This window comes from Clostridium nigeriense, from assembly GCF_900086595.1.
Classification (GTDB): Bacteria; Bacillota; Clostridia; order Clostridiales; family Clostridiaceae; genus Clostridium; species Clostridium nigeriense.
Genome location: NZ_LT575472.1, coordinates 2,726,304 through 2,744,573 on the forward strand (window position 1 = coordinate 2,726,304; position 18,270 = coordinate 2,744,573).

The 18,270-nt window shown below is 27.1% G+C and carries 14 protein-coding genes; 2 read left to right on the plus strand and 12 right to left on the minus strand.

Features of this window, described 5'->3' with window-relative positions; translation table 11 throughout:
- Positions 1–175 precede the first annotated feature (175 nt).
- Positions 176–1,477 (plus strand): dicarboxylate/amino acid:cation symporter, encoded by a 1,302-nt coding sequence (locus tag BN6774_RS12835; RefSeq protein ID WP_066894410.1) that lies wholly within the window; start codon positions 176–178, stop codon positions 1,475–1,477.
- A 43-nt stretch (positions 1,478–1,520) separates the two neighbouring features.
- Here the strand turns inward: BN6774_RS12835 and BN6774_RS12840 are convergent, their stop codons facing one another.
- The 4 genes from BN6774_RS12840 to BN6774_RS12855 all read right to left on the minus strand — a co-directional run bounded on the left by BN6774_RS12840 (position 1,521) and on the right by BN6774_RS12855 (position 7,152).
- Positions 1,521–3,248, minus strand: coding sequence for a methyl-accepting chemotaxis protein (locus tag BN6774_RS12840; RefSeq protein WP_066894412.1), 1,728 nt, complete (start codon positions 3,246–3,248; stop codon positions 1,521–1,523).
- 136 nt (positions 3,249–3,384) lie between these two features.
- Positions 3,385–3,885 carry an anaerobic ribonucleoside-triphosphate reductase activating protein gene (gene nrdG, locus BN6774_RS12845; RefSeq protein WP_066894414.1) on the minus strand — a complete coding sequence of 167 codons (501 nt, stop codon included), beginning with the start codon at positions 3,883–3,885 and terminating at the stop codon, positions 3,385–3,387.
- 12 nt (positions 3,886–3,897) lie between these two features.
- Entirely contained in the window at positions 3,898–6,018 is a 2,121-nt protein-coding gene (gene nrdD / locus BN6774_RS12850) for an anaerobic ribonucleoside-triphosphate reductase (RefSeq protein WP_066894416.1), read from the minus strand.
- Positions 6,019–6,243: 225 nt separating this feature from the next.
- A complete protein-coding gene (locus tag BN6774_RS12855) occupies positions 6,244–7,152 on the minus strand; it encodes a M15 family metallopeptidase (protein WP_066894418.1) in 909 nt (302 codons plus the stop codon).
- Between the two features lie 138 nt (positions 7,153–7,290).
- On the opposite strand from BN6774_RS12855, the gene BN6774_RS12860 reads away from it, so the two are divergent.
- Positions 7,291–8,601 carry an aspartate kinase gene (locus BN6774_RS12860; protein ID WP_066894420.1) on the plus strand — a complete coding sequence of 437 codons (1,311 nt, stop codon included), beginning with the start codon at positions 7,291–7,293 and terminating at the stop codon, positions 8,599–8,601.
- 178 nt (positions 8,602–8,779) lie between these two features.
- Here the strand turns inward: BN6774_RS12860 and BN6774_RS12865 are convergent, their stop codons facing one another.
- The 8 genes from BN6774_RS12865 to BN6774_RS12900 all read right to left on the minus strand — a co-directional run bounded on the left by BN6774_RS12865 (position 8,780) and on the right by BN6774_RS12900 (position 18,249).
- Positions 8,780–10,000, minus strand: coding sequence for an IS256 family transposase (locus BN6774_RS12865; protein ID WP_066894422.1), 1,221 nt, complete (start codon positions 9,998–10,000; stop codon positions 8,780–8,782).
- Positions 10,001–10,124: 124 nt separating this feature from the next.
- On the minus strand, positions 10,125–11,648 hold the full coding sequence (locus tag BN6774_RS12870) for a hypothetical protein (RefSeq protein ID WP_235829617.1): 1,524 nt from the start codon (positions 11,646–11,648) through the stop codon (positions 10,125–10,127).
- Between the two features lie 144 nt (positions 11,649–11,792).
- Positions 11,793–12,272, minus strand: a complete 480-nt coding sequence (locus BN6774_RS12875; RefSeq protein WP_066894426.1) for a cupin domain-containing protein — start codon at positions 12,270–12,272, stop codon at positions 11,793–11,795.
- Positions 12,273–12,291: 19 nt separating this feature from the next.
- Positions 12,292–12,816, minus strand: coding sequence for a dihydrofolate reductase family protein (locus BN6774_RS12880; protein ID WP_066894428.1), 525 nt, complete (start codon positions 12,814–12,816; stop codon positions 12,292–12,294).
- Positions 12,817–12,896: 80 nt separating this feature from the next.
- Positions 12,897–13,697 carry a response regulator transcription factor gene (locus BN6774_RS12885; RefSeq protein WP_066894430.1) on the minus strand — a complete coding sequence of 267 codons (801 nt, stop codon included), beginning with the start codon at positions 13,695–13,697 and terminating at the stop codon, positions 12,897–12,899.
- Positions 13,698–13,699: 2 nt separating this feature from the next.
- Positions 13,700–15,403, minus strand: a complete 1,704-nt coding sequence (locus BN6774_RS12890; RefSeq protein ID WP_066894432.1) for a sensor histidine kinase — start codon at positions 15,401–15,403, stop codon at positions 13,700–13,702.
- Positions 15,404–15,469: 66 nt separating this feature from the next.
- Entirely contained in the window at positions 15,470–17,137 is a 1,668-nt protein-coding gene (locus BN6774_RS12895; RefSeq protein WP_066894434.1) for an ABC transporter permease, read from the minus strand.
- Entirely contained in the window at positions 17,137–18,249 is a 1,113-nt protein-coding gene (locus tag BN6774_RS12900) for an ABC transporter ATP-binding protein (RefSeq protein WP_066894436.1), read from the minus strand. The genes BN6774_RS12895 and BN6774_RS12900 overlap by 1 nt, the downstream gene beginning before the upstream one ends.
- Between the last annotated feature and the right edge of the window lie 21 nt (positions 18,250–18,270).

Sequence of the window (18,270 nt, forward strand, 5' to 3'; positions counted from 1 at the left end):
TTTTAAATGCTTTTGTATTAAAATCCAAAAACATAAAGCAAATTTACAATTTTTAACTTATAATTATAAGCAAAAATCTGACAACTTATTTTAAAAAAGAGCTTGTCAATTGTAATGTTTTATATAATAATATTATTATGGTAATTTAAGGAATTTTATTATAAGGGGGATTTTTATGAAGAAAAATTTAAGTCTAACAAAAAAAATATTTATATCTATGTTTTTAGGAGCAATACTAGGAATCCTAATTCAATCTATAAGTTCTGACTTTATAAAAAACACAATAATCTTAAATGGATTTGTAAAGGTTTTATCTGATATTTTCTTATCTTCAATAAAAATGATGGTTGTTCCACTGGTATTTATTTCATTAACCTGCGGAGCTGCTTCCATAGAAAATATAAGAAAACTTGGAAGAGTTGGTATTAAGACCTTTTCTTTTTATATTTTAACTACTTGTATTGCTATTACCATTGGTGTAATTCTTGCATTAACCGTAAAGCCAGGGCTTGGATTAGATATGTCTCATTTATTAATTAGCCAGCCTACTATTAGCCAAGATAAATCTTTTATAGACATTATAGTTGGTATAGTTCCAACAAACCCTTTTGAATCATTAATCAAAGGTGATATGTTACAAATTATATTTTTCTCAATTTTATTAGGTATTTCAATTAGTCTAATAGGAAAAAAAGCAGAAATAGTAAAAAAAGCTTTTGAATCTTTAAATGAAGTTATAATGAAAATTGTTCAAATAGTTATGTATTTTGCTCCTATAGGAGTTTTTGCTTTGATGACAAATACTTTTGCAACTATTGGATTTAGTGCTATGTTACCTCTAATAAAATATATGCTTGTAATTCTTTTTGCTTTAGTTATACATTCACTTTTTATATATGGAGGTATGTTCAAGATATTTACCAGATTAAGTATAAGACCATTTTTCAAAAAATTTATAAAACCAGCATCAATAGTTTTTTCCACTGCTTCTAGTAATGCTGCATTACCTGTAACTTTGGAAACAATTAACGAAATGGGAGTTGATAATTCAATTTCCTCATTTACAATTCCCTTAGGCGCTACTATAAATATGGATGGTACTGCTATAATGCAAGGAGTTGCTGCCATATTTATCTCTCAAGTTTACAAAATTGAATTAGGCCTACCGGCCATATTAACAATAATTCTTACCGCTACATTAGCTTCAATTGGTACTGCTGGTGTTCCTGGAGTAGGTATGGTTATGCTTTCCATGGTATTACAATCTGTTGGTCTTCCTATTGAGGGAATAGGATTGATTCTTGGAATAGACAGAATCTTAGACATGTGTAGAAGTACAGTAAATACCATGGGCGACTGTATTTGCACCATAATAATAAGTAAATCAGAAGGCTCTTTTGATATAGATAAATACTATTCAAGAGATACTTCTAATGAAATCCTTGTTGATGATTTTATCGAAAATGCAGATTATTAATTTATAAAATTAAAATAGCCTATAGAATGCTATAGGCTATTTCTTATTCTTTTAATTTAAATATATTAATGGACTTCTTTAAGTTATTTGAACTCTCCATTGCAATTTTAGAATTATTTTTTGTAATCTCCGACTGATTACTTACATCTAAAATTTTATCATTTATATTTGTTATACCATTTGTACCTTCCATGGTAGCTCTTGAAACTCCTTCTGTAGCATCAGAAATTTCCTTCATATGAGCTAATAACTCACTAGAATTCTTACTAAATTCATTTATTATTTCATTTATCTCTTCTCCATCTTTTTCATATGTTTCAATAATATTTATCATATTATTAAGCTCGTTTTGTAAATCTTCATCCATGAATCTTATTAGACTATTTGATCCATTAACAAGTCCATTAACTGATTTGGATATTGCACTTCCTGTTTCCTTTATTTTTATAACTGACTCCTTTGATTCCTCAGCTAATTTCCTAATTTCTTCTGCAACTACTGAAAATCCTTTACCGGCTTCACCTGCTCTAGCAGCCTCAATTGATGCATTTAAAGCTAAAAGATTAGTTTGTTCAGTAATTCCTATTATTATTTCTGATAATTCATAAATTTTATTTATTACCTTTGTTTCATTTATTGCTTTCTTTAATGTATATTTAGATTCTTCTAGAATGATATTAGCATTATTTAAGTTAGAAACTATAAAATTCTTATTAGATAATGCTCTTTTACTACTTTCTTTAGAAATCTTTACTCCATCCTTAGCTTTTTTATTAATAGTTTCAATAATAAACTCAATATTATGTATAGAATTATTGATTTCTTCAGTTGATGCTGAAGTTTCCTGCATTACAGCAGTTATTTCTTCTGATGTAGTAGCCATAATTTCTAAATTAGAATTCAACTGATAAATATTTTTATCTATATGGTTTATCGCTTTCTCTGTATTATTAGATTCATTTTTCACATTATAAATTAATTTGCCTAAAGAATTTTGTATTGATTTTAGGTTATTTAATATAACTCCAAGCTCATCTTTTCTCTTTAATAGCTTTTTATCTAAATCCCTTGATAAATCTCCTTTAGAAATTATAGTCATTTCTTCAACAGTAACTTTTAATGGTCTTACTATATTTCTAATAATAGCAATAGCTACAATTATATCAATTAATAATGCAATTAGAACACTGGCAATTAGAGTTTTATTTGCTATTTCTATTGTTTTTTCATTGTCAACTTTAATGGTTTCAGCTAAAGAACTACTATAGGAAGAAATTCTATTTAAATCATATTTAAACCATTCACCAATATCGGACTCTATTTCTTCTAATTTTTTATATGCTTCTTTATCATTACCACTCATTGCTAAGTTAATTACCTCTTCTTGCTGGTTCCTATAGCTTTTTAAATTGCTATCTAAATTCTTTATGGCCTTTTTAGTATATTCATCATTTTCTATATTTTTAAACTTATTATAAATATCTTCAAAATTTTCTTTACTCTTAACTAAAGCTTCATACTCCTGTTTTTGATATTCCTTATTTTCCACATTTAATATTATTTTATAAATGCTTGCTTCAATTTTAGATTCCTCATTTAACGCATTTGATAAATTAAATACTGAAGAAAAATTTTCGTCATATAACTTTTCCATTCTTTTATCAGCATTATTCAGTTGAAATATCCCTATTAAACCAACTATAATAAGCATAATATTTAATATAACAGTTAAAATAAATATTTTAGTACGTACTTTTAGGTTATTAATCATATTTTATACCATCCCAATCAATTTAAAATATTACTCCATAATTATCCTTTATAATATAAATTTTGTCAAAAGAATTAAAAAATCGTCAAAAGGAAATTTAAGTCCTTTTGACGATTTTTATCTAGTTCTAAAAGATCTAATATTCTAATTCTATAACTTTATTATTTTCTTTACTTCTTATTATATCTATAACTCTTTGATTCCATGAACCTCTATATTTTAATGATATATTCCTCTTATCTAACTCAAATCTTCCATCTACTAGAACATCTACGTAAGATAAAATTTCACTCTTTTTTCTACAATTAATTATATCTTCATAAATGTAACCTGACCATAACCAGATGCTTTTATTAGTTTCTTCTTTTATTCTCTTTAATAAATTAGGTAAACATTTATCTTTAATTTGATCCATAGGTTCTCCACCTAAAATATTTACTCCTACTACATTAGGATTTTTAATTTGTTTAATAAATTCATCTTCAACTTCTTTAGTCCATTTATTACCATAATTAAAGTCTTGTAAATCTTTATTAAAGCATCCAGCACAATTATTAGTACATCCACTTACAAATAATGTTGCCCTAACTCCTGGCCCATTACTAACATCAAACTTTCTGATTTTTGCATAGTTCATATAAAACCATCCTTATAAATGTAATACTCTATCACCTATTTCAGCTGTTCTTCCTTTATTCCAGAAATTAGTTCCTATATATCCACAGGTTCTTCTCATTACTTGCATTTCTGATTCTTCTCTATTTCCACAAGAAGGACAATACCAAATTAAATTATCATCTAATTTTATTTCGCCAGTATATCCACACTTATAACATGTATCTGGCTTTGTATTAATTTCTGCATATTGTATGTTATGATATATAAAATTAATTATTTGTTCTACAGCATCTAAGTTTTTGCTCATATCTGGAACTTCTACGTAAGAAATACATCCACCTAAACTAATTCCATGGAATTGTGACTCAAATTTTAGCTTACTAAAAGCATCTATTTCTTCACATACATGAACATGATAAGAATTAGTATAGTATAATTTATCTGTTACATTGGGAATAATCCCAAACTTAGTTCTATCTAATTTGCAGAATCTGTAAATTAGATTTTCTGCTGGAGTTCCATATAAACTAAAGCCTAAGCCTGTTTCTTTTTTCCACTTTTGACACGCTTCATTCATATGATTCATTACATCTAATGCAAATTTTTCACCTTTTTCACTAGTGTGGCTCTCTCCAAGCATAGCTTGTACCATCTCATGTATTCCTACATAACCTAATGATAAAGTTGAATAACCATTTTTTAATAACTTATCTATATTTTCACCCTTATTTAATCTTGCTATTGCACCATGTTGCCAATGAATAGGTGAAACATCAGAACTTGTTCCAAGAAGCATGTTATGTCTAGTTAATAATGCCTCCTTACATAATTCTAATCTTTGATCTAGCATATCCCAGAATAATTCCATATCTCCTTCTGAAACTATAGCTATTTGAGGTAAGTTTAAACTTACAACACCTTGATTAAATCTACCATACCATTTATAATTGCCATTTTCATCTTTCCATGGAGATAAGTGAGATCTACATCCCATTGGTGGGAATGCATTTCCTTCATAATTTTGTCTCATTATCTTAGCTGATTGATAATCAGGAACTAATCTTCTAGCAGTACATTTAGCAGCAAGCTTAGTTATATAATCATACTTTCCACCTTCTAGGCAATTATGTTCCTCTAAAAGATATACAAGTTTCGGGAATGCTTCTCCTATTTCTTGTCCTTTATAGTTCTTCATTCCTTCTAATCTTTGCTTAATCATCTCTTCACAAATTAAAGCCATTTCCTCTTCATAAGGATGACCTTCTTCTATTTCTAAATAAATAGTTGAAAAAGGTGATTGCCCATTAGTTGTTTGTAAAGTAGATAGTTGATATCTTATTGTTTGAACACCATCTTTAAGTTCCTTCATTTTCATATCATAAGCAAGTCTTTTTGCTAATTCTTCATCATTTAATAACTCTAAATAATGCTTATAAGCCTTATCTTCTGTAACTTTCAAATATTTAGCTAAATGCTTAACTGTAATACTTTGACCACCATATTGATTACTTGAAACTTGCGCTATTATCTGAGTAGTGACAGTACAAGCTGTTCCAAAAGATTTTGGAGATTCTACTAGTTTATCATTAATAACAGTTCCATTTTCAAGCATATCTTCTAAATTAATTAAACAGCAATTAAATATTGGTGAAAGGGTATAATCCATATCATGCCAGTGAATTACGCCTTCATCATGTGCTTGAACTATATGCGCTGGTATAAGTCTTCTTCTAGATATATCCTTTGAAACTTCTCCTGCAATTAAATCTCTTTGAGTAGCAGCTATTACAGAGTTTTTATTTGAATTTTCCTTTATTACATCTTCATTAGTTTTATTTAAAAGACTTAAAATACTCTTATCTGTTGTATTTGTATTTCTTTTAAATTCTTGCACTGCTCTATAGCCCTCATAAGATTTTGCAGTTACACTTTGACCATAATGAACCAATCTATCATATACATAGGATTCAATTTTATGTATTGTTGGTGTTTCATTTTCATTACTAAAATACTTTTCAGCATCATTAGCTATTAGCTTTGCTATATCCCCTAAATAAATCCCACTACCATTTTTCATAGCTTTCGTTATAGCTTCTCTTATTTTGCTCTTATCGAAATTTACTACGCTTCCATCCCTTTTGATAACTTTCATTTAACCCATCTACTCCCCTTTAAGTTTTAAAAATTCAATACTTATAAAACTTTATATTATATTTTCTTAGACATTCATTTTTCAATTATACAATAAAATTTTTTGATTTGCATTTTTTCAACTTTTAAATTTCTTAAAGAATCCTTATGAAATTACACTTATCTAAGTTTACTTTTGTTTTATACCTATATTTAATTTTTAAATCACTTTAGTTTTTGTAATACTTTACAACTTATTATTTATAATCTTTATTATTTCTTCAGTTTGTTCATTAATAGGAACTCCTTCGTACCATTCTTTTTTATTAAGGTCTAATTTATCACCAAAAAATTTACTTTTTAAAATTATTTCAGGTCTATACTCAAAATGTAAAATATCAAAATGCTCCCATTTCCCTCCCCATACAAAACCATTATTCTCAAATACTCTTACTAATTCCTTAGGATATCCCTCTATTCTTTTGCTTCCCTTAGATTTATCGACCCATTTCCAATAATCTGAATCATTTCTAGTTAAATCAATAGCTATTCCATAAGCATGAGGACTAAGTCTTCCTGTATCCTGAATAACTCTATAATTATAACTACCACTTATTGGAAAAATATAATTATTAATCTTACTATCTTTTTCTGCTAGTTTCTTAGCTTCATCCAAAGATTTTTTTAAAGCTTCACCAGCTTTAGCATTTTTATTAAACATTATATTCCCACAAGATGTTGAAAAAAACGATAAATTTTTTTCTATTTCACTTTGATTTTCTCCATATATATTGCTAAGAAATATATATGCTCTTGCTCTTCCTGGATCTATTCCTTCTACTACAGAATTTATATCACCTAAAGGATATACTACTTCTAAGGTATCTTGGATATCTGCATTTGAAATTTTTTCATATTTATTCTTTTCTTTTTTATCATCATAAATTATTTTTTTATTGTTTAATATTAAATAAATAAACCCATCTTCTGATACTTCTATATCTTCTATTTCATCTGGATATGCCATCATTAAAGTTAAAATATCTCTCTTACAATTAATTATATATAAGTTATCTTCATTCTCTAGTGCCATAGGGTTTAAAGTTAATATATTAAATAAAAATAGAGTACTTATAATAAATAATTTATATTTCATATTATCACCTACATATAAATTTATATTTTATTATTCCTAAAAAAACTTATCCTACTCCAATTAATTTAATTTTTTATTTGAGATTTTTTTAAATTATTGCTAATATATAGTAAATACTTTTTTTAAGGGGGCTAAAAATTGAATATGATTGTAACAAAATTTGGGGGGAGTTCTTTAGCTGATGCTAATCAATTTAAAAAGGTTAAGGAAATTATTTTATCTAATAATAGTAGAAAAATAGTTGTTCCTTCTGCACCAGGTAAAAGAAATTCTAAAGACTTTAAAATCACTGATCTTTTATATCTTTGTCATGGGCATATTGAATCTAGTATTCCACTAGATGATGTCTTTAATCTAATATCTAATAGGTATAAGGCTATAGTTTTAGAACTTAATCTTCAATTAGATATTGACTACTATTTAAATAAAATAAAAAATGATATAGAAAATGGTGCATCTAAAGATTATGCTGCAAGTAGGGGCGAATATCTAAATGGTATTATTCTTGCAAATTATCTTGATTTTGAATTTATTGATGCTAAAGATGTTATTTTATTTAATAAGTATGGATGTATAGATACAGAGGCTACATATAAAGCCTTACAAAACATTATTAATGAAAATACAAGAGCAGTAATTCCAGGATTCTATGGAGCTGATTCACTAGGTAATATTGTTACATTTTCTAGAGGTGGTTCTGATGTTACTGGTGCTTTAGTATCCGCTAGTATAAATGCTGAATTATATGAAAATTGGACAGATGTTTCTGGATTTTTAATGGCTGATCCAAGAATTGTTAAAAATCCCATGCAAATCAGAAAAATTACTTATAGAGAATTAAGAGAACTTTCTTATATGGGAGCTTCTGTTTTACATGAAGAATCTGTGTTTCCAGTAAGAAATGCAGGTATTCCTATTAATATTAAAAATACTAATTCTCCAAGTGATCCTGGTACTTTAATAGTAAAGGATATGGAGCCAGACTTTAATAATCCAATAAAGGGTATTGCCGGCAAAAAAGATTTCACTGTAATTTCTATTGAAAAAGCAATGATGAACTCAGAACTTGGTTTTTGTAGAAAAGTTTTATCTATTTTAGAGCAAAACTGTATTTCATTTGAAAACATGCCTTCTGGTATAGATACAGTATGTGTAGTTATTTCAGATGCTCAATTAAAAAACAAAACTGAAATATTAGTTGATGAAATAAAAAGGACATGCAACCCTGATTCTATAGTAGTACATCCTAATATGGCACTAATTGCAACAGTTGGAAATGGTATGTCTTCAAATAAGGGTGTGGCTGCTAAAATATTCAATTCCTTAAGTGAATCTAATATTAATATTAGAATGATAGATCAAGGCTCTAGCGAAATCAACATTCTTATTGGAATAGAAACTGACGACTTCGAAAAAGCTATAAATTCAATTTACAAGGCTTTTGTTTAATTAGTAGAATTAATTTGTAAATATAAAAAGAGTATGTCAATAATTTTGTGTAAACTTTAGAAAAAATATTTTTTTATTGTAGGTTGGAAGTATACTTTATACATCCAACCTTATTTTTATATTTATAGAAAATATATGAAATGATATCTGTGATTTAATAAGAGTTCCCAATTTTAATTTAAAACAATTGGTCGTCTAAACGCCCTTCGAAGAAGATAGAAAGCTGTGCTAATATTTGAGCCCATCCTCGAATAGATTGAGTCCATTTTTTACTAATATCAATTGTAGCTAGATATAAGATTTTCATTAATGATTCATCATTTGGAAATATCGACTTAGTTTTAGTTACTTTTCTCAATTGGCGATTATAACTTTCCATCGCATTGGTAGTATAGATAATCTTTCTTATTTCAGGTGGATACTTAAAAAATGTAGCTAGCTCATCCCAATTATTTCTCCAGGATTTTATAGCAATCAAGTATTTTTCTCCCCATTTATCTTCTAACTTATCTAGCTGCGCTAACGCCTGTTCTTCAGTGCTGGCAGTATATACAAGTTTCAAGTCTGCATTAAATGCCTTTAAATCCTTATATGATAGATATCTACTTGAGTTTCTTATTTGATGGATTATACATTTTTGAATTTCAGTATTAGGATATACTGCTTTAATAGCTTCAGTAAATCCATTTAATCCATCTACAGATGTTATTAAAATATCTTTTACTCCTCGATTTTTTAATTCGTTAAGAACTAAAAGCCAATACTTTGATGACTCTGATGCACCTATCCAAATCCCAAGTACTTCTTTCTTACCTTGTATATTCACACCGATTGCTGCATAAGCAGCCTTAGAAACTACTGCATTATCTTTTCTAACCTTAAAGTGAATAGCATCCATAAATATAATAGGATATACTTCATCAAGAGGCCTATTTTGCCATTCCTTAATCATAGGAATTACTTTGTCAGTTATATTAGATATAAGTGTCGGTGAAACATCCATACCGTAAATCTCATTAACTTGTGCTGCAATATCTCTTGTGCTCATTCCTTTAGCATACATGCCTATTATAGAGTTTTCTAAGTGTGATACATCCGTTTGATGTTTCTTAACAATTTCAGGTTCAAATGAACCTTCTCGATCCCTTGGAACGTCTAAGTCAAAATAACCTAGATTAGATTTCATAGTCTTACTACTTTTTCCGTTACGACTGTTAGTAGTATTTTTGTTTTGATAATCATATTTAGAGTAACCAAGATGGTTATCCATCTCCGCTTCAAGCATTTGCTGAAGCAATTCTCCAAAGAGATCCTTTAAAACATTCTGAACATCATCAGCTGTTTTCATATTTGGATTTGCTGCTATAATCCTTTTAATTTCTTCTTTTGAAAATGACATAGTCTGTGTCCTCCTCGTATAGATAATTTATTATACATTATCTTCTGAAGTTTACACAGACTATTTTACACTCTCAATTTCAGCAAAATACAAAAATCATAAAGACTGAGTTTATCCTCAGTCTTTATGATTTTATATTTGAAGTATCTTCTAAAATATCTTTTTTACATTCATTATCAACTTCTCTTTCTAAGTCATCAGTATCATCTAACTCTGATTCTTCAATAGTATCATCGTTAATATCATCTAACTGTCTAAAGGACATTGACTTATTAGGTAAACATGTTTCTATCATGAAATCATCCTTAAACAAAAATATAATTAATTGATATATAAAAATATTTTTATAACTATCGAAGGATGAATTAGAGGAAGAAAATGAATCTTTCTTTTTTGAATAAGTAACATTTCGTCTAAATATCGGTGCTATTCCTAAACTAGAAGGTGTTGCTGTAGTAACCATTTTAAAGAAGTTTTCTTCTAACATATCAGAGGAATTAAAAGTTAATCCTCTATATCTTTCAGCATCATCTAACGTAGGAGCATCAGGCCAAGAAGTAATTATTCCTGAGTTAATAAAGTATTTTCTATATAATGAAGAAATTATATTCTTATATTCTTTTTCTCTATTATCTTCTTTGGAATACATAAATATAGCTAGGAAATAGAAAGCTATATCAAAACACGAGTATTTTAATTCTTTTTTACTAGATAGTTTAAGAAAAGCATCCTTTTCATTATCATATAAAGATATTAGTTTATTTAATATTTCTTTGGCTTTTTCATTGAAAGTAATCATTTGAGTATGTTTAAAAGATAGCATTAGATTTATTGCAAATAATGAAGCGAAGTCTAATTCATCAACATAATAGTCTTTTTCATCAAATTTATTAATTAAGAAATCTGTTAAATCTATAATTAGTATTTTGGCATCATTATTATTAGAATTGCTGTAAAATATATTTATTGCTAGGAGGATTTTGCATATTTCTTCAAAGGAGCAATCATATATTTTTTCTTTAAACTCAATTAGTGTATGAAGTATTTCAAGTGAAAACTTATTATAGTCTACTGAAATTTCATCTTCTGGATATAATATTGAATAAAGGTTATATGAAACCATCATAAAAGCTTGATCAGAAAATTTAAATTTATCATTTTTATCTACAAGATTAAATCCCTTGTAGTTATTTTCTGATAGGTTCTTTTTTTCAACAAAAATACCTTCATTATTTCTAAGATTTATTGAGTAAAATTCAAGTTGCTTTTTGGAAAGCTTCTTATAGGCTTTACTATAAGAATATAATTTTTCATCTACATCTTTAAATCTTGAATAATAAGTAGATAAATTAAGTATACTTGTAGTCAAAAGTGCATTAGTTGCTGGTGATATATCTTTTTTAAAAGATTCTTCATCAAATCCATTGTAATTCTTACTATGAATATAGTTAGGAGATGATTTTCTATATATACATAGTAGTGGAGAAAAATTGGTAGATGTGGTAATATCAATGGAGGACGATAATTTTTTATAATTTTTAATAGAATCAACTAATCCACATTTTGACTCTAGAACCAAGGTTCTTATGGCCTCTTTCGATAAGTGAAAAAGCTGGCCATTAATCTCTTTATGAGATAACTTATTCATTCTAAAATATGGTCCTATATATCGCAAATTCTTCACCTCTTCATTAATCCTCATATTAATAATATGAGATTAAATTTNTATAAAAAAGGACTGAGTTGTGTTAATTTCACATTTAACACAGCCCAGTCCCTTTTTATTTAGATTTTATTTACTTTCTCTTGTTAATTTAATTATTGTTTCTTTATGCTGAGGATAAAGATTTAATAAATATTCCCTATCAAATAATTCAAATTCGTCATATTCAAAAGCTGGTGAAACCATACATCCAACTAATGCATATCCATCATTGTTCATCGCTGATCCAAAAATATACCCCTTAGGTACTAAAACTTGAGGTCTTTCACCATTTTCAATGTTATTTCCTAACTGACTAGTTATAAGTTCTCCTTCTGGACTTATCATATAAATTGTTAAAGCTTCACCATCATGATAGTACCATAATTCATCTGATTGTAATCTGTGGAAGTTAGATACTTCCCCCGTTTCTAGAAGAAAATATATACTGCTCCATAATTTTTTATCACTTCTTACTTCGTCTACGGAAACAAAAGATTCTTTAAAATATCCACCCTCAATATGCTTTTCCATCTCTAAATTCTTTATATAATATTCTGCACTTTTCATATTTCTTCTCCTTTGATTATTATTTTTTTATATAATGATTTTGAACAATTCCGTCAAAAATTTTACTTTCTTTTAATTTCAATTTTATTTCATTATTATTTTCTTTAAATAAAGGTATTCCTTTTCCTAAAATAGTTGGTATAGTTGCTATAATAAATTCATCTATTAAATCTTCTTTTAAAAATAAATCTACTATATCCGCACCTCCAACTATCCAAATATCTTTCCCTTGCTTTCCTTTTAATTTTGAAATTAATTTATTTGGACTTTCATTTGTAAATTTTACATATTTATTATTTTTTACTTCTTTTCTTGTATAAACATAACTTTCACAGTTTTTATATGGATAATCTCCCCAATCCATTACTTGATCATATGTAGATTTTCCCATTATTACAACATCTATATTTTTATAAAAATCCTCATATCCATTATCCTCCTCAGGATTACTTCCATCCCCCATTAACCAATCTACTTCACCATTTTCTCTTGCTATATAATTATCTAAACTAACTGCAATATATAGTATAACTTTTCTATTCATTTTTCCTCCAATATTAATATCTTAAATGTATAATTTATATAAGCTAATTATATAACTTTGATTGTTATTTACAAGGTCTATTAATTTATTATAATACTTGTAGCTTTCATAAAATCCTTAGGTGCATAATTTGTATACTTCTTGAAAACAGTACAAAAATGTTTATAATCCCCAAAGCCTACCATATCTGCAATTTCATATGCTCTATACCTATCTTTTTCTTTCATCATTAATTCTACAGCTTTTTGCACTCTATATTTATTAAGCATATCTAAAAAAGTATAAGATGTTTCTTGTTTAAATTTTCTACTTAAATAGCTTGGACTAACTCCAACCTCTTCAGCTAAATTTTCTATACTAATTTTTTCACTATAATTTTCTTTTATCTTATTAATTACATATTTTACATAAATATTAATTTCCTTAGAATCTATATATATTTTTAAATTTGTAAACTCAATTTTTTCTTTATTTCCTGTGCAATTTTTTATATTTTCATATAATTTTCTTTCATCTATCTTATTTTTGATTTTTGTTACTATTTTAAATAATTCCTCTTCATTTATAGGCTTTAATATATAGTCACTAACTCCAATAGAAATTGCTTTTTTTGCATAATCAAATTCACTGTAACTAGTTAATATAATGCTTTCAAAATACCTTTTATTTTCAGCTAGAGATAACATTTGTAATCCATTCATAAATGGCATTTTAATATCTGTTATTACTAAATCTGGCTTTAATTCCTCTATAAGTTTAAGACCATCCTCTCCATTTTCTGCTTCTCCTACAACTATAAATCCCATAGATAGCCAATCTATAGTATGAACTAGACCTTTTCTTATTATTTCTTCATCCTCAACTATAATTAGCTTGTACAACTTTAAACCTCCTTTTTAATATATGGTAAAATTATTTTTACCGTAGTTCCTTCACCTTCACTACTATTAATATCAATTCCATATTCATCACCATAAATAAGTCTAAGTCTTCTTTGTACATTATATAATCCTATGGTATCTGTATCATTTTGCTTCTTATATATTAATTCTTTTATATACTTCATTCTTTCCTTATTAATTCCACAACCATTATCTTCTATAACTATATATATTTTTTCATCATTAATCATTGAAGTTATATTTAAATTAATAGTAGATTTTTTTTCAAAACCGTATTTTATTGAATTTTCTATAATTGGCTGTAATAGTAACTTAGGAACTATTGCATCTAATACTTCATCATCAATATTTATTTTAAATTGTAATTTATCTCCAAATCGATATTTTAAAATAGCTAAATAATTTTTAATATACTCAATATCATCACGTATTTTAACAGAATGAATTTCGTTATTTATACCATATCTTAATAGTGATGATAAATTAATGATAATATCACTTGCTACATTCTTATCTATTTTTATCATTATCCTAATAGTTTCTAAAGTGTTGAATAAAAAATGTGGATTAAATTGCGCTTCTAATTGCTTTATTTCGCTTTGCATTCTTAGTGATACTTCTTCCTTATTGCTTTCTATTAATCTTTTTATATCTACTAACATATTATTATATGCTTTTGCAATTATTCCAAATTCATCTTCTGATTCAATTTTAAGCTTGGCATCTAAGTTTCCTTCTTGAATACTCTCTATTGCCTTTACAATCTCGTTAATAGTCAAGGTTTTACTGTAGGCTACTTTTTTTGATATAAATAACATTATATAAAATATAATAAGAAATAATACAAATAGAAATATTCCTCCAATTAAAAAAGCTCTATTAAAGAAATCTAAATTTGTTATTGTATAAACAAAAAGATTAGTGTCTTTTAATGATGTTACTTTAACAAAATAATTTTTACCTTCTATTTTTAAATATCCATCTTTTTGTCTAAAATCATTTTTCAATCTATATAATTGATCACTATACTTGTTATTTGTAGCTGCTATAATGTTGTGTTTATCAGTTATAATAATATCACTTGTTGTATATCCCGTAATTAAATTAAATATATCTTCTTCCGAAAAATCAAAAACAATATATCCTATGATTTCATCATTATAATTAATTGCCTTTCCCAATGTTAAAGTTCCATAAGTATATTTATCTTGCTGTACTTTATTTACCATTGTAATTACTTCTTCTTTCCTTAGCCTCATCCTACTAAAGATTCCCCACATAAATAAGTTATCATCGCTAATATATTTCGGTTTTATATTTTTATTAGAGACAATCATATTCCCGTCTTTATCGAATACGTAAAAATTACTTTTAACACTTCTTTTATTTACGAATTTATACAATATTTCATAGATTTTTTGAGATTTCACCCCATCATTAATTATAGATATTATTCCTTCATCCTTTGATATATTTTCTATTAATAAACTATATTCACTTAAATTCTCTTCCATTAATTTAGATATTTTTTTATTACTATCAGTATTTTCCTTAACTATTAATTTATTTCCCCAAATAAACAAAATTAAATATGCCACTAAAGAAAGTACTATTATTGGAACTATACCATACCAAATAATTGTATTTCTAATTACTTCACTATATTTTTTGTATTTTTTACCCATAAATCTCTTCCTTATATTACAAAAAAGGCCAGCAAAGCTGACCTTATTTAATTAATTTTACTTATTTTAAAGATTAATCTCTTTGCTTCCAGAAACTTTAAAGAATATCAATAATGATATTACAGTGGTAATTGTTAATATTGTAGATAAAGCTGCTGCTGTTCCATAGCTTGCTCTAATAACTTCTGTATATATTGATACTGATAAGGTTTTCGTTCCGCCTGTATATAATATAACTGAAGCACTTAGTTCATTTATTACTGTAATCCAACTTAGTATTGCACCAGCAAATACTCCTGGTAACATCATTACAGCTGTAACTTTAAAAAATGTCTTTACTGGAGAATATCCCAAACTAATAGATGCTTCCTCCATACTTGGACTAATTTGATATAGTATTGCTGCACTTGACCTTAAAGTATATGGTAGTCTTCTAACAACATAAGCTATTATAATTATAACAAAAGTCCCACTTAATACCAATGGTTTTTTATTAAATGCAAGTAGTAAAGTTATACCAAGAACTGACCCCGGAATTATATATGGAAACATTGTTATAGTATCAATAACTGAAGTAAGTGGATTTTTCCTTCTAGTTGATATATATGCTATAAACATACCTAGAATTACAATTATTACAATAGCAATGACTCCATAAGTATAGGTGTTAGTTATAGCTGAACCAAGTTTATTAAATACTGTTTTATAGCTTTTTAATGAAAACTCATTTACAAATCTTGATCCTTTTGTATTTAAAAATGAAGTATATATTACCGTTAATTGTGGAATTATTGCTAGTAATACTACCAAATAAACAAATAAATGTGCAAAAATATTCTTAGCTCCATTTAAATTTTTAGACACCATAGGCCTTAATGAACTCATTGTAAATGACTTTTTATTAACAACATATTTTTGTGCAATAAATACTATTGAAGTTATAATAACCATTATTGTTGCTAGAGCTGCTGCAAAATTAGCTTGTCCTCCAACCTCACTAATAAATTCTGAATATATTAATACCGGCATTACATTATAGCCTTCACCTATTAACATAGGAGTACCAAAATCAGCTAAAGCATTCATAAATACTAATAATCCACCTGCTAAAAGTGTAGGTAATATTAATGGTAATATTACTGTAACTATTTTTTTTATTGGTTTACAGCCTAAACTTTCTGCTGCTTCTAATAATGAAACATCTATTTTCTTTAAAGCTCCAGAAACGTATAGATATATAAATGGATATAGCTTAAGGGTGAATACTAAAAGAATTCCTGCAAATCCATATATAGGTGGAAGGCTTATTCCTAAATTATTTTCAAAAAATTTTGTAAGAACACCACTTCTTCCGCATAATAGTACCCATGAATAAGCTCCTATAAATGGTGGTGATAACATAGAAATAATTATTAATATTTCTATCAGCTTTTTACCTTTGATATTAAAAGCTGTTGTTAAATAAGCTAAAGGTGAACCAATTAAAATAGCTAATATAGTCACACAAATAGTAACCGTAAAGGAATTCATTAATGCATTATAATAATATTTTTTTTCAAAAAACTTAATAAAATTTGCAAATGTAAACTCACCTGTGGCTGCATCCTTAAAGCCACTAATAAACAACGAGAATAATGGATATATAAAAAATACTAGAAATATAAGTGCTATAACTAAGGTTACTCCTGTCCAAAAATCAAAATTCAATTTAATTTTTCTTTTTTCTTTGCTCATTAGTTTTCACTTCCTTTTATTAAATTTTCCTCTCCATTTTCAGTGAAAACATTAATTTTCTTTGGATTAACTTCTAAAAACAAACTATCACCTTCATCATATATACGCTCTGCGCTACCAATATCTTCTGATAATTCTATAGCTGCTTGTCCTTCTAATATTTCATCACTGTTGAATACAATCTCATAATTAGTATATCTTCCAAGAAAAGTAGCTGTTTTTATTTTTGTTTCTAAGCCCTTATTTGAAATTAAAAACTCTTCTGGTCTTACAGCAATAATAACTTTTTCTCCATCTTTTATATTATCTTTTAAATTTTCCATCTTTACAGCATAGCCTTTTTCAAACTTAACAAAGGTTTCTCTTTCCTTTATTTCTATAGTTCCTTTAAATAAATTAGAATGTCCTATAAATGTTGATACAAAAGTATTTTTAGGCCTTGTATATATCTCCTTTGGTGTTCCTACATGTTGAACTACTCCATCTTTCATGACTGCAATTCTATCTGAAATTGCTAAAGCTTCTTCTTGATCATGAGTAACATAAACAGTAGTTATTCCTACTTCCTTTTGAACTTCTCTAATAGCACCTCTCATTTCAACTCTTAACTTAGCATCTAAGTTTGAAAGAGGCTCATCCATAAGTAAAACACTTGGATGAATTACAATTGCTCTTGCTAAAGCTACCCTTTGTTGTTGTCCTCCTGATAATCTTTCTGGTAATCTATCCTTATAGTCATCTATTTTTACTACTTTCAGAATATCTGATACTTTATTTTCCATTTCTTTCTTAGAGAGATTTCTTAATTTTAATCCATACTCTACATTTTGTTTAACCGTTAAATGAGGAAATATAGCATAGTTTTGAAAAACCATCCCTATATTTCTTTTATGAGCTGGGATATCATTAATAACCTTATCTTCAAAGCTTATCTCCCCTCCTTCAATTGTATTAAAACCTGCAATCATTCTTAGAAATGTTGTTTTTCCACAACCAGAAGGTCCAAGTAAAGTAAAAAACTCCCCATTATTTATATCTAAATTCAAATTTGGTATTACAATATTATCACCATATTTTTTAATTATATCTCTTGCTTTAATTGATACACTCATTTCTACTTCCTCCTTATCTTT

What these genes read in the sequence shown, in the direction of transcription:
- BN6774_RS12900 (WP_066894436.1), bottom strand. Translation starts at nt 18,249, where the DNA reads ATGAGTGTATCAATTAAAGCAAGAGATATAATTAAAAAATATGGTGAT.
- BN6774_RS12895 (WP_066894434.1), bottom strand. Translation starts at nt 17,137, where the DNA reads ATGAGCAAAGAAAAAAGAAAAATTAAATTGAATTTTGATTTTTGGACA.
- BN6774_RS12890 (WP_066894432.1), bottom strand. Translation starts at nt 15,403, where the DNA reads ATGGGTAAAAAATACAAAAAATATAGTGAAGTAATTAGAAATACAATT.
- BN6774_RS12855 (WP_066894418.1), bottom strand. Translation starts at nt 7,152, where the DNA reads ATGAAATATAAATTATTTATTATAAGTACTCTATTTTTATTTAATATA.
- BN6774_RS12870 (WP_235829617.1), bottom strand. Translation starts at nt 11,648, where the DNA reads ATGAATAAGTTATCTCATAAAGAGATTAATGGCCAGCTTTTTCACTTA.
- nrdD (WP_066894416.1), bottom strand. Translation starts at nt 6,018, where the DNA reads ATGAAAGTTATCAAAAGGGATGGAAGCGTAGTAAATTTCGATAAGAGC.
- nrdG (WP_066894414.1), bottom strand. Translation starts at nt 3,885, where the DNA reads ATGAACTATGCAAAAATCAGAAAGTTTGATGTTAGTAATGGGCCAGGA.
- BN6774_RS12835 (WP_066894410.1), top strand. Translation starts at nt 176, where the DNA reads ATGAAGAAAAATTTAAGTCTAACAAAAAAAATATTTATATCTATGTTT.
- BN6774_RS12865 (WP_066894422.1), bottom strand. Translation starts at nt 10,000, where the DNA reads ATGTCATTTTCAAAAGAAGAAATTAAAAGGATTATAGCAGCAAATCCA.
- BN6774_RS12840 (WP_066894412.1), bottom strand. Translation starts at nt 3,248, where the DNA reads ATGATTAATAACCTAAAAGTACGTACTAAAATATTTATTTTAACTGTT.
- BN6774_RS12880 (WP_066894428.1), bottom strand. Translation starts at nt 12,816, where the DNA reads ATGAATAGAAAAGTTATACTATATATTGCAGTTAGTTTAGATAATTAT.
- BN6774_RS12875 (WP_066894426.1), bottom strand. Translation starts at nt 12,272, where the DNA reads ATGAAAAGTGCAGAATATTATATAAAGAATTTAGAGATGGAAAAGCAT.